Here is a 12,677-nt window from a genome sequence, read left to right as displayed (position 1 = left end):
CTTCAATATCTTCCCAGCCCTCACAGCCTGCGATAACTGCACACAGCGTTAAAAACACCACGTCAAACAAGGGATAAACGACCTTAGATGCTTGCCTTGGGTCTTCTAATTCTGAAAAGTGCTCTGCAAAAATATCGATGTTCATAAACTGGCTCCGCGTAAAAGCCAGTATCTGATCACAACGGAAGATCGCGGTCAATCAGTTATGTTAAAGTGCGCGTTAAATGTTCGTGATCTTGCCCTGGGGCTATGTTGGGTTTGCAAGTTGAGCAGTTACTGCCACAAGAATTGGGAACCCGACATGTTCTTGAGCGACAACTATTCCTTCGCGAAGGCCGCGATAGAGGCATGGCAAATGCGCGTCATGTTCGGGCTTTAAAAGCCGATGGTAATGAATTTATTGCTGAAATTGCGCTGAGTATGCTCCCTGCGGATGCGGATGGACAAAAGCAAGTTGCAGCTTCGATTCGCGATATGACGGATAAAATTGCGGTTGAACTTAAAATTCGGGAGAGTGAGGAGCGTTTTCGTGGATTGGTCTCCAATATCCCTAGCGCCGTATATCGTTTACGTATTGGCGATATTTGGGTAATGGAATATATCAGTGACAATATTGGTGAAATTACGGGATATGCCGCAAGCCAATTTATCAATAATCAGAATCGTACTTATATCTCTTTGATCATCGAGGAAGATCGGGGCTTCTGCCTGCACGAAATGGATAAAGCACTCGCACTTCAAGCTACCTTTGAAGTGGAATATCGTATCCGCCATCGCGATGGCAGTGTGCGCTGGGTGCATGAGAAAGGTAAGGCAAGTTATACCGAAGAGGGCGTTCCACTTTGGTTCGACGGCAGTATTGATGACATCACAGAGAGTAAGTTTGCTATAGGACAGCTAGAGGCTTCGCGCCTGCAATTGACCAATATTACAGAGTCTATTCCTTGTACCGTGTACCAATTGTTGTGGCACTCGCCTACTGATCGCAGATTTACCTTTCTCTCTGGTGCGGCAATGAAAATGCTGGGTCTACATCGTGATGATCTTATTAGTAATTTTGACATCATAGCTGAGCGGATTTTTGATGACGAAAGGCCGGATGTCGTGCGGGCACTTTCAGGTAAGAGTGAAGATAGGTTTCAATGGATCCGCGAGTTTCGTTATCGCCATCCCAATGGCAGCATACGTTGGATGGAGGCGGGGGCGAGCGGCCATGTAGAAGAAGATGGCGCCATTACTTGGAATGGGTATGTAATGGACATTACCCAACGCAAGAGCATAGAACAAGAGTTAGCCCTCAGTGAAGCGCACTTTAAGGCACTGTTCGATGGTGCGACCATTGGTATCGTCAATGTTGATGTTAAAGGCGTTATCTTAGATTGTAATGACCAATTCTGTGCCGATATGGCGCGGTCACGGGAGAGTTTACGCAATACCGCAATTTTTGAGGTCCTTAGCGCGCAAGATAAGCTTATTGCCAAGGCGCAATTTAAGGAATTGGTCGGTGGCAAAATTGACCATTATCGTGGCGAGAGAAGCTTTATTCGTCCTTCTGGTGCACCTTTATGGATGACGGTCAATGTGTCGGCACTGTTAGATGCCCAAGGACAATTTGAATCGGCTGTGATAAGCATGGTCGATATGACAGAGCTTAAATTGCTCTCCGATGAACTGTTACTTGCCAAAGAGCAAGCCGATGCCGCCAGTAAAGCCAAGGGTGACTTCTTGGCGAATATGTCCCACGAAATACGCACCCCGATGAACGCCATTATCGGCATGTCGCAGCTGTGCTTGCAGACTGAGCTTGATCAAAAACAGAAAAATTATGTAGAGAAGATTGAGCGGGCATCGCAGTCTCTACTATCAATTATCAATGATATTCTGGATTTTTCTAAGATTGAAGCGGGTAAGCTCGACATAGAATCTGTGCCATTTCAGCTCGACACTATGTTGGAAGATCTCAGCGATATGTTCTCTGAGAAAGCCGCCCACAAACAGATTGAATTATTGTTTGCCGTTGCGCCCAACGTGCCTCGTTATCTGTTAGGGGATTCGCTGCGATTAGGGCAAGTGTTGATTAATCTGATGAATAACGCCATTAAGTTCACCGAACGGGGTGAGGTGTTACTGTCGTTAAGTTTAGTTGAGCAGCAAGATGATGATGTCGTGTTGCGTTTTAGCGTGCGTGACAGCGGCATAGGTTTAACTGAGCAGCAGCAAGCAAAATTATTTAAATCCTTTACCCAAGCGGATACTTCAACCACCCGTAAATACGGTGGTACAGGCTTAGGCTTGGCTATTTGTAAGCAACTCGTTGAACTCATGGGGGGCAATATTGGTGTCGAAAGTCAATTTGGTCATGGCAGCACCTTCTATTTCACTGTGAAGTTACAAATTTCCGAGGGCCAAAAATTAGTGCTTGAGCAAGAGCTTGAGGGCATGTCTGTGCTGGTGGTAGATGATAACGCGACCGCTAGGGACATAATGCGTACAACGCTCGAAAGTATGGGCTTTAGAGTCGATACGGTTCGTTCAGGTGAAGAAGCAATAAGCCGCTGCTTACTGCAGACCTATGAAGTGGCCTTAATCGATTGGAAAATGCCCAATATGGACGGGTTAGAAACCGCCCGTCAGATCCAACTACAGGCTAAGTCTCAGCCTAAGATCTTGATGGTATCCGCCCATGCTAATCATGAATTTATCACTCAAATTGAGCAATTAGCACTGGCGGGGTACATAAGTAAACCCATCAGCGCCTCACGCATGCTCGATGGCATAATGAATGCGATTGGCCGTGAAGGCATATTGCCAGTGAGACGCCGCACTGAAGAGCTGGCGCCGCAGTTATTATTGCCACTTCAAGGGAAGCGTATCTTATTAGTGGAAGATAACGAGATGAATCTCGAAGTCGCCAGCGAGTTTTTAGAGCAAGTGGGGATTATTTTATCCATAGCGACCAATGGTCAAATTGCCTTAGATAAGCTATCCCAACAGCATTTCGATCTAGTGTTAATGGACTGTCAAATGCCGGTGATGGATGGTTATCAAGCCACTAAAGCGATAAGGAAAAGGCCTGAGTTGGCAAATTTACCTGTCGTCGCTATGACTGCTAATGCGATGGCTGGTGATAGAGATATGTGTCTTCGGGCTGGGATGAATGACCATATTGCCAAGCCCATAGAAGTGAATGTGCTTTATCAAACCCTATTGAAATACCTCGGATCTTCTTCTGGAATTTCTGCAGCGATAAGGGCAGAAGCCTCAACTCGGTTAACTTCGTCCAGCGCACAGGGTGAAGTCAGCAATGGCGCTGATAAAACGGTATTGCTCAAGTGGCCAGAACACCCTGAGTTGGATATCGATAGAGGTTTGCAACTGGTACAGCATTCGACGCGTCTTTATCAAAGAATCTTTGATCGTTTCGTGAGCAGTCAACGTAATGTGGTGGAGCAGGTTCGCAAAGCCATCGCGGCGAATCAAGTCGAAGATGCGGTGCGTATCGCCCACACCCTTAAAGGCTTAGCGGGTAATTTAAGTTCGGCAAAGTTGGTGGAATTAGCGCGTTTGCTTGAGTTGCATTTAACAGGGAAAGCGCCCTATGAAGATGAATTGGTTCAAATTCAACCGCTAGTGGCCTCTATCTGCGATGCGATTGAACAGGCTAAGCCGGTGATAGTGAATCAAGCCGAACCTCAAGCCGTTGATTTATTATCTGCTGAAGATTTAAGGGCGGCATTACAGGCCTTGCGGCAGAACTTAGATGAAGCCGATGCCAGCGCTGTGGCAAAAATTGATGCGTTAAAGCCGAAGGTGAGTAGTGCAATGTGGCAAACATTAAGCCCCGCTTTATCTATGATTAACCAGTATCAGTTTGATGAGGCAATCGACTTAATTGACGATGTGATTACACAGTTAGGATAGAAAGCGGTAGCGCGAATTTATAATGCGTGACATTGAGTGGAGTTGTTAATGGAAAAAGCAACAATATTAGTCGTCGATGATACACCTGAGAATATTGATATTTTGATTGGTATTCTAGGTGATGATTATAAAGTCAAAGTGGCGATCGATGGGCCAAGGGCATTAGCGTTAGTGACAAAATCGCGGCCTGACTTGATTCTTCTCGATGTCATGATGCCTGGTATGAATGGCTATGAAGTCTGCAAGCTGCTAAAGCAAGAGCCGCTGACCAGCCATATTCCGGTGATCTTCGTGACCGCCTTATCTGAAATTGCTGATGAAGCCCAAGGTTTTGCATTGGGCGCGGTGGATTACATTACTAAGCCCGTAAGTGCGCCTGTCGTTAAAGCGCGGGTTAAAACGCATCTTGCGCTTTATGATCAAAAACGTCTACTCGAACAACAAGTTAAAGTTCGTACCCACGAATTAGAAGAAACCCGTTTCGAGATTATCCGTCGTCTTGGCCGTGCCGCTGAATACAAGGACAACGAGACGGGTCTACATGTTGTGCGTATGAGCCATTACGCCCGCATATTAGCGATAAAGCTCGGCTTACCGACGACCTTTTGTGACTTGATTTTTAATGCGGCGCCTATGCACGATATTGGTAAAATCGGTACGCCCGATGCAGTGCTGAAAAAGCCAGGGAAACTTGATGCGCAGGAATGGGAAATTATGCAGCAGCACGCCGCCATAGGTGCAGAAATTATTGGTGAACATAGCGATCCGTTATTGCAAATGGCCCGTCGTATCGCCTTAACTCACCATGAGAAGTGGGATGGTTCAGGTTACCCCAATGGCTTGGTTGGCGAAGAAATCCCCCTTGAAGGGCGTATCACCGCGATTGCGGATGTGTTCGATGCGCTGACTTCGCAACGGCCTTACAAGCAGGCTTGGACGATTGAAGCAACTATGGAGCTATTTGAAAATCAAGCGGGAAAACATTTCGATCCTAAGCTGGTGGAGGAGTTCAAGCAAATCCTGCCAGAAGCAATTGCTATTCGAGATACTTATTTAGAAAATTGATGCTCGAAGTGCATTGACTAAGATAAAGGCGCCATTGGCGCCTTTATTCTGCTTCAATATTTTATACTAATCATATTAAATCAAAGTATTACGCTTCATCTAATGAGTAGGGCAGGGCTTGGAGCGTTAAATGTGATTGTTCATCGTCGGCAAAACGCAGCTGAGTATCATTAGGCGTGTCATTAGGAAGTACGGCGGTTAACAAGACTTGATTGCCACGCTGTACAAACTCAATGATTTGACCGCCACGGCGAAAACTGTCTTCCATCGCGATTTCGAGGCCTGATGCTAGGGTGATTTGAAGACTAGTGTGACCGCGCAAAATATACAGGGCGCGTTTATTACCACCGCGATATTTCATGCGCGCTATGGTTTCTTGCCCCATGTAACAGCCCTTATTGAAGCTGATACCGTTAACCGCTTGTAGATTACACATCTGCGGTACGTACTGGCTGGCATGGCTGGCGGCAAGGTTGGGGTAACCTGCTGCAATCTCTAACGCTTGCCATGCACTGGCGTCAAATACACTCAGTTCCGATTGCGCAACTAAAGCTGCTGCGGCATCTGGTGTTAATACTAAAATAAAACGTTCAGCGTCTTTTAAAATCGCACCATTTTCAATGAGTGTGAGCTCTTGCTGAATGTCACCAAAATGTTTGTTCACGAATTGGCTTGCCTGTTCACCAGCAACGCCGAGCAGAGTCCACTCAGCGGATGCATTGCTTAAGGTGGCTTTACTAAACACGGCATATTTTTGTAACTGGGGTAAATCGACTTCGATGGCATCCTTTGGCATCAACATAAAGAGTGCATCTTGAATGGCAAAGGTTCTGAAACTGGCCAGCATTTTACCTTTAGGATCGCAATGGGCGCCCCAGCGCCATTGATCCGTGGCCAATGAGCTGATATCTGTGGTCACTTGGCCATGGATAAAACTGCGGCCTTGTTCTCCAACGACTTTGATGAGGCCCAAATGAGATAAGTTGGCAAGCATAAGTGGAGGCAAGGTAGCGTCCAGATCCCAATGGGGCGTAGAAACTGAAATAGTCATAGCGAGATCCTGAAAATGAAGACGATGTGAGAGGCTAGATTGTAACGGAATTCCAGTTGGCTCAAAAGCATAAGGCGCACATATCTGTGAATGATCTGTGCGCCTTAATATGTGTGCTTTAGTCGATAGGCTTAAAGCGAGTGGAGTTTAAAGTTTAAAACAGCACGCGAGTACGCAATGTACCTTCAATGGCTTTGAGTTCAACTAAGGCTTCTTCCGCTTGAGTTGTGTCTACTTCCATCACGACATAACCAATTTCTGCGGTGGTCTGCAAATATTGGGCGGCGATGTTGATGCCTTTTTCCGAGAAGGCTTGGTTGATCTTGATCAACACGCCCGGACGGTTTTGGTGAATATGCAGCAAGCGCGAGGTGCCTTTATGTGTTGGTAATGACACTTCAGGGAAGTTAACCGCAGAAACGGTTGAGCCGTTGTCTGAGTATTTAGCGAGCTTACCTGCGACTTCTATACCAATGTTTTCTTGGGCTTCGGCCGTGCTACCGCCGACATGCGGCGTGAGTAGAACATTGTCTAAACCGCGTAGAGGACTGATAAATTCATCGTCATTCGATTGTGGTTCAACGGGGAACACATCGATTGCGGCACCTGCGAGGTGACGTTCTTTTAACGCAACGGTTAAAGCTTCAATATCGACTACAGTACCGCGTGATGCGTTGATAAAGATGCTGCCCTTTTTCATTGCTGCAAACTCGGCAGCGCCTATCATGTCTTTTGTTTGTGGAGTTTCAGGGACATGTAAGCTAACTACATCAGCTTGTGCTAATAGGAGTTCTAACGAATGGACTTGTTGTGCGTTACCTAGTGGCAGTTTGTCTTCGATATCGAAGAACACGACACGCATACCTAAGGTTTCCGCCAGAATGCCAAGTTGAGTACCAATATGGCCGTAACCAATCACACCTAAGGTTTTACCACGCACTTCATAGCTGCCCGCTGCGGTTTTCATCCAGCCGCCACGGTGAGCGATAGCGTTGCGTTCAGGGATACCCCGCATTAACATAATGATCTCGCCAATCACGAGTTCTGCAACACTGCGAGTGTTTGAGAAGGGAGCGTTAAATACTGGGATACCAAGGGATTCGGCGGTGGCAAGGTCAACTTGGTTGGTTCCAATACAGAAACATCCTATCGCGATTAACTTCTCGGCACGTTTCAGCACCTCTGCAGTTAATTGGGTACGCGAACGAAGTCCCACAAAATGCGCATCTTTAATGGACTCAAGTAAGGCTTCATCGCTTAAGGAAGCTTTGTGGTATTCGATATTGGTGTATCCCGCACGTTCAAATACATCGACCGCAGATTGGTGGACGCCTTCCAACAGCAGGATCTTGATCTTATCCTTGTCCAGCGAATGTTTCGCCATGATATGGGTACCCTCTAATTAATAGAAATGTTTCTTATGATATGCTCACAACCTTCACCCACCAAAGTAGCACTTTTTTTGCTCAGTGTGGAGGGCTAGATGGCTAAAGTTAATATTCTAAATTTAGAACAATATCGCATAAGAGGAAGAAACATTGAATAACAAAATCGCATGGTGCGGTATTTACCTCTCAGTTTTGGTGTGGTCGGCGATAAAACCCGCAGATCCTTTCACGTGGTGGCTCGAAGCCTTGCCTGCATTGATTGCTGTACCGATTTTATTCTTTACTCGCAAACGTTTTCCACTGACACCTTTAGTGTATTTTCTCGTCTTAATACACTGCTGTGTGTTGTTTGTAGGCGCTCATTATACTTACGCTGAAGTGCCGTTATTCGACACGATTGCCGATTGGATGGGTTCAGAACGTAATAATTACGATAAAGTAGGTCATTTTGCGCAAGGTTTTATCCCAGCCATGCTCGCCCGTGAAATTATGTTGCGTAATCAAGCTGTCAAACCTGGGGCTTGGTGCGCGTTTCTTGCCACTTGTTTTGTGCTCGCTTTTTCGGCGTTTTATGAACTGATCGAATGGTGGGTTGCCGTGGCAACCGGCGAAGGGGCGGAAGCCTTTTTAGGGACTCAAGGCTATGTATGGGATACCCAATCTGACATGTTTCTTGCCCTCATTGGTGCAATTGTCGCGTTAGCTTTACTGTCTCGTTTTCAAGATAAACAAATCGCGAGACTCAAGCAGAGGATTTAGCGGCTAAAAGTGGGTGATGCTCTCTGTTCGAGTTGTAAGACTTTCTTCCCTGAAATATATGGTGTGAGTGTGATGACATTGAGTTGTCATACTTTAGTGTTGTTATTGTGTTTTCTTTGTGTTGCAACTTTGGATTGATAACGTCATAGTTGGAAAGTATTAGGTGCTGGGCGTTGGCCAAGTAAAACGGTATTTTTGACTGTTATTCCATTTTATTGTGGTGAGTTAGTCGAACCTACTAGCATTAAACAGGGAATAGTACATTTGGGTGATGTTTTTCAATCGTTAACTAGTCAGAATTAACTAGGTTAATGGAATGTTGAAAAATCTAACTAAAAAGACGAGTCAAACATACCATTTTGCAATAGAGAATACTTTTCAGGGAGGAGAGTCATTGAGCACAATTAATGAATTGGTTTTTTTACACCAAATGGCCGCGCCATGTCATTTAGCGTTACTCGCTGAATCCATAGGTTTGAAAACGCGTATAGTAAAGCATGCGGCTGAACTGGATTTAGACAAGAGTCGCCGTAGTTTTTATCTGATCACCCAAAAAGGTTCAGCATTAGATAACAAAGGGATACCTCTGTTAGCTTCGCGATTAGTGTCACATTTTCCTGTGGCGCTGTATCAAGTTGAGCGTGACTCCTTAGACCAAGAATCTGCAATGTTACTCGGCATTCGAGGTATTTTATTTGCCGATCAACGTATGGATCTGATGTTAACGGGTTTACGTAAAATGGTGGCAGAGGAACTTTGGTACGATAGAACTTTACTAAGCAAAATGTTCCGCCGTGTTGTACAAAAGTTAGAAGGTAATAATGAAATGCCCTCTGATACTGTAGCTATGCTGCAGATGCTGACATCCCGTGAACGCACTATCATTCAATTCGTATCGAGTGGTGCGAGAAATAAAGAAATCGCTCATAGGTTATGTATCAGCGAACATACAGTGAAGGCACATATTTCTTCTATTTTCCGCAAGACCCAGTCTCGTAATCGGGTTGAGCTTTTACGTTGGGCGCAAACCTATCAAACTCACTTTGAGCTGTGCAGTTAGTCAGTTAAAGATATTGGTCGTTAGCTTTTCGCTGTGAGTGGTTAATGTTAATGATTACTAGCATATCAACATAGAAAAGCGGGAATGTTTATTTAAACATTCCCGCTTTTTGTTTAACACCCTTTTTATAAACCACCACCAAAGAGTTTAGCTGTGGTGGTTTAACAGTATTGACTAGTATTGCACTACAGTGGCAACGTTCATATTGCCTGATTGGTTCACGTTGATGCTGTTGTTAGTGCCCGCTTGAGAACCTAACACTAAGTTGTCATTACCCGTTTGAGTGATTGACAGGCTGTTATTGTCACCGCTAACGCCAAATGAATTTGAAGCAAATGAAGTGTCGTTATCGCCGCCTACCCAGTTACCGTTACCTGATTGAGTAATTTGCGCGGTGTTTTCATCACCTTCAATAATCAGGTCAATAACGTTAAGATCGCCACTTTGAAGTGCGCTGACATCGGCATTGTTGTTGCCAGCAACAGAAATCAATGTTTCGTTCTCAGCGCCATCTTGCTCAACATCAACTTCGTTATCGCTACCCACGGCATCTACATAAGCAAAGTTCTCATCGCCTTCTTGGCTAACTTCAATACTGTTATCTTCACCATCAGCGAAGGCAATGATTTCGTTGTTATCGCCTTTAGAGGATAAATCGAAGTCATTATCTGTACCGTATGCACCAAAGGTTGCGAAGTTCGCATCGCCTTTTTGTTTCAAGTCAACGTCGTTGCTATCGCCCCATACTTGGAACTCTGCACCGTTGACATCGCCTTTTTGAGTGATAGTAATATCGTTATCATCACCTTGGATATCGGCCACTAAAGTATCACCGATAGTGTTGCCGCTGCCATTTTGGGTAATATCGACACTGTTGTCATCACCCGTAGTCATAGCAAGATAAGCCGTGTTGCCGGTACCTTTTTGATCCATTGAAATATCGTTTTTGCTGCCCGCCAGTGCGTAAACGAAGCCTACATGGTTATCACCCTTTTGGACCATGTCTACTTTGTTGTTGTCGCCTGCAATACCCTTAGCCGCGCCAAAGTTGTTGTTACCCGCTTGATTAACAGAAACGTCGTTGTTGTTACCCACGTTAGCGGTTAAGTCGAGAGCGATTAAACCCGCTTGGTTGTTGTCACCGATTTGTGTGATTTTACCGTCGTTGTTGCTGCCTTCAACGCGAAAAACTGCAAAGTTAGCATCGCCTTCTTGCTCAACAAACACGCTGTTTTCAGCGCCAGTGATTTCAACTTGGCTTTCGTTGACTTCGCCTAATTGGTTAACGAATACAGTGTTATCGTTGCCAGTAACATCGCTACTGCTTTGGTTAAAGAAACCATCTTGCGACACATTTACATTGTTGTTGTCACCTACAACATTTGCACTTGCCACATGCCAGTCAACTTGTTGCGTTATTTGGACCTTGTTATCATCACCCGTTGAATTAATAGCCGCTTCATGCCACACACCGTCTTGGATGACGGTTGCGGTTTGATCTGTACCTGTTTGCACAACCGCAGCAGCGTTAAGGCCACCCGTTTGTGAGACTAAAGTGTCTTGGGCTTGGCCTGACTGTACTACGCTAATTTCGCTCACTGTACTGGCAGCAAAAGCTTGACCGCTTAAACCTGTTGCAATGGCCAAAGCAATAAGTGATTTTTTAGCTTGTGATTTCATGTGACGCTCCCTGTTTAATATTGAGTTATTGAGATTGCAGCACCGTCCGCAATCTGTTGAATCGAAAAGTTGCCGCTTCCTAGTTGGTTCAGTTGCACGAGATTGTCATTGCCAATTTGTGTCACTGAAGCCGTATTTTGACTGCCGACTTGCAGTAGTTGGACTTCATTGTTTGAACCAATCTGTGTGATTAGCGCATCGTTATCATTGCCCACTTGTGTTACATCGGCCTTGTTATCGCTGCCTGACTGGAACAGTAATCCTTGGTTGGCAGTGCCTTGTTGAACCAGCTCGATAAGGTTATCGCGACCGGAACGTTCCAGTAATGCCTGAAGGGTTACGGGTAACTCGTTGACATTCAGCTCTTGTGCTGAAGTCATACAACTACAGAGCAAGATCAGCGGCACCAAAAAGCGTATAGAGGTATTTGGCACGGGTGACTCCTTGCATCAAATATCTTGGGCTGCTTAAAGCAACTTGCATCCCAAATTCAGACCTGAAGATACGAGTCCCGTTAATATGTCGCAATTGGCCAAACGGGTATTTATTCTAGAAAGGATTAACGGAAGGCAAATGATGGCTGTATTTATATCGTATTGATTAAATAGATTTTATATGTTTATTGACGTGTTTTTATTTAAGGGGTCTAGCCTAGTTGTCCTAGTAGTTAAGTCGTATTTGTTGTGAAGAGAGTATTTTTTTAAACAATGCAATAACAAGTGAAGGGAAATACATCGACTATCGCGTTTGCATTTTCTTGATAAAAAAGCACGCGTTTGTGCCAGCGAGAAACTGCTGTGGGGTTTAATTAACTGTAGAAACCTATGTCATTTACTCTGTGTGCAACAACAGGCTTCTTGTCCTTGGGGTAATGAATCCTAGGTTAAACAAAGGGACATTACTGTGAGCGGAAAATTAACCATTATTATGATTGAATTCCTTAATGGGGTAGAGAAGAGATTAATACTACTGTTTTATGCGAGATCAGTGCTTTTCTGGTTCTTTTAACTCTTCATGGAATGCTTCGGTACTGATTTGGCTTTTACGGTCTTGCAGTTGTTGCATCGCACTGTTATTACTCACAGTTAACGCATTGAAGCGAGTATTGATATCGTCCATTTCGTTAATGTATTCAGGATCGGTTTTCTCTTTATTTTGCCAATAACGCTTACGTTCTAATTTCTGCAATTCACTGGCGCGCAGGATTTCAAAATAGCTATTTTCCTGCTTAAGACGATATATCTCGCCGTCGAGTAACTGCAATAATTTTTCTTTAGAAATGGTTCGACTATTCAGTAGAGTGTGTAAGGGATCGACAGGAATGTCTCTTTTATCAGAGTCTACTTCAGTCGTTATCCCTAACTGGTATTCGATTTTATGTTGGCTAAATTCCTGCGGACAAGCGGTTTGGCTAAAGACAATTTTGTCATCTTTACGGCATTTATAAATGGTATTTGCCTGTATTGCAGTGGGCAAAATAACACAAATTAGGGTGAGTATCAGTCTTGCCATGAGGCCACAAATCCTTTGTACACTTGCATAGCTATTATGATTTAATTGTTTGATTAAGCATGATAAATAATGATTATGACGTTTACATTATTATGCCTTTATAACCGCTTTAATTAGGTTTAACTGGCTGTTAAGCCTAATAAATTAAAGGATTAGCCATGCATCATTATAAGGTCAAATTCACTCGTCAATGTCTGCCGCTAATCATTTACCTTAAATTAACATCTGCATCATACTATGG

Annotated in this window: 9 protein-coding genes and 1 pseudogene; 4 read left to right on the top strand and 6 right to left on the bottom strand. The window is 44.5% G+C overall.

Features of this window, described 5'->3' with window-relative positions; all coding sequences use genetic code 11:
* Positions 1 to 145, bottom strand: a 145-nt coding sequence (locus L5M18_RS18470; protein WP_263195732.1) for a transposase family protein, incomplete at its 3' end; no start/stop codon positions are given.
* A 98-nt stretch (positions 146 to 243) separates the two neighbouring features.
* Here L5M18_RS18470 and L5M18_RS18465 point away from each other — a divergent pair.
* A pseudogene (locus L5M18_RS18465) lies at positions 244 to 3,921 on the top strand (response regulator); the annotation flags it as partial.
* A 48-nt stretch (positions 3,922 to 3,969) separates the two neighbouring features.
* The gene (locus L5M18_RS18460; protein ID WP_028759378.1) at positions 3,970 to 4,986 is read left to right on the top strand and encodes a two-component system response regulator; all 1,017 of its coding nucleotides are present in this window, start codon (positions 3,970 to 3,972) and stop codon (positions 4,984 to 4,986) included.
* 88 nt (positions 4,987 to 5,074) lie between these two features.
* On the opposite strand, the gene ygfZ is transcribed toward L5M18_RS18460, so the two are convergent.
* The gene (ygfZ, locus tag L5M18_RS18455) at positions 5,075 to 6,037 is read right to left on the bottom strand and encodes a tRNA-modifying protein YgfZ (RefSeq protein WP_263198137.1); all 963 of its coding nucleotides are present in this window, start codon (positions 6,035 to 6,037) and stop codon (positions 5,075 to 5,077) included.
* 154 nt (positions 6,038 to 6,191) lie between these two features.
* A complete protein-coding gene (gene serA / locus L5M18_RS18450; RefSeq protein WP_105251515.1) occupies positions 6,192 to 7,421 on the bottom strand; it encodes a phosphoglycerate dehydrogenase in 1,230 nt (409 codons plus the stop codon).
* A gap of 154 nt (positions 7,422 to 7,575) precedes the next feature.
* On the opposite strand from serA, the gene L5M18_RS18445 reads away from it, so the two are divergent.
* Both L5M18_RS18445 and L5M18_RS18440 read left to right on the top strand, forming a co-directional pair.
* Positions 7,576 to 8,184: a DUF2238 domain-containing protein gene (locus L5M18_RS18445; protein WP_105251516.1), complete on the top strand. Its 609-nt coding sequence runs from the start codon at positions 7,576 to 7,578 to the stop codon at positions 8,182 to 8,184.
* Positions 8,185 to 8,578: 394 nt separating this feature from the next.
* Positions 8,579 to 9,244 carry a helix-turn-helix transcriptional regulator gene (locus tag L5M18_RS18440; RefSeq protein ID WP_014611267.1) on the top strand — a complete coding sequence of 222 codons (666 nt, stop codon included), beginning with the start codon at positions 8,579 to 8,581 and terminating at the stop codon, positions 9,242 to 9,244.
* A gap of 174 nt (positions 9,245 to 9,418) precedes the next feature.
* Here the strand turns inward: L5M18_RS18440 and L5M18_RS18435 are convergent, their stop codons facing one another.
* From L5M18_RS18435 to L5M18_RS18425, 3 genes are all read right to left on the bottom strand, one after another.
* The gene (locus L5M18_RS18435) at positions 9,419 to 10,924 is read right to left on the bottom strand and encodes a curlin (protein WP_168822495.1); all 1,506 of its coding nucleotides are present in this window, start codon (positions 10,922 to 10,924) and stop codon (positions 9,419 to 9,421) included.
* A gap of 14 nt (positions 10,925 to 10,938) precedes the next feature.
* Positions 10,939 to 11,358 carry a curlin gene (locus tag L5M18_RS18430; protein WP_105251518.1) on the bottom strand — a complete coding sequence of 140 codons (420 nt, stop codon included), beginning with the start codon at positions 11,356 to 11,358 and terminating at the stop codon, positions 10,939 to 10,941.
* Positions 11,359 to 11,908: 550 nt separating this feature from the next.
* The gene (locus tag L5M18_RS18425; RefSeq protein ID WP_263198134.1) at positions 11,909 to 12,436 is read right to left on the bottom strand and encodes a DUF4124 domain-containing protein; all 528 of its coding nucleotides are present in this window, start codon (positions 12,434 to 12,436) and stop codon (positions 11,909 to 11,911) included.
* Positions 12,437 to 12,677 lie beyond the last annotated feature (241 nt).

The organism is Shewanella sp. SM20 (genome assembly GCF_025654545.1).
GTDB classification, from domain to species: Bacteria; Pseudomonadota; Gammaproteobacteria; order Enterobacterales; family Shewanellaceae; genus Shewanella; species Shewanella oncorhynchi.
The sequence above is the reverse complement of the archived record's forward strand: the minus strand, read 5'-3'. Positions and strand labels throughout refer to the sequence as shown.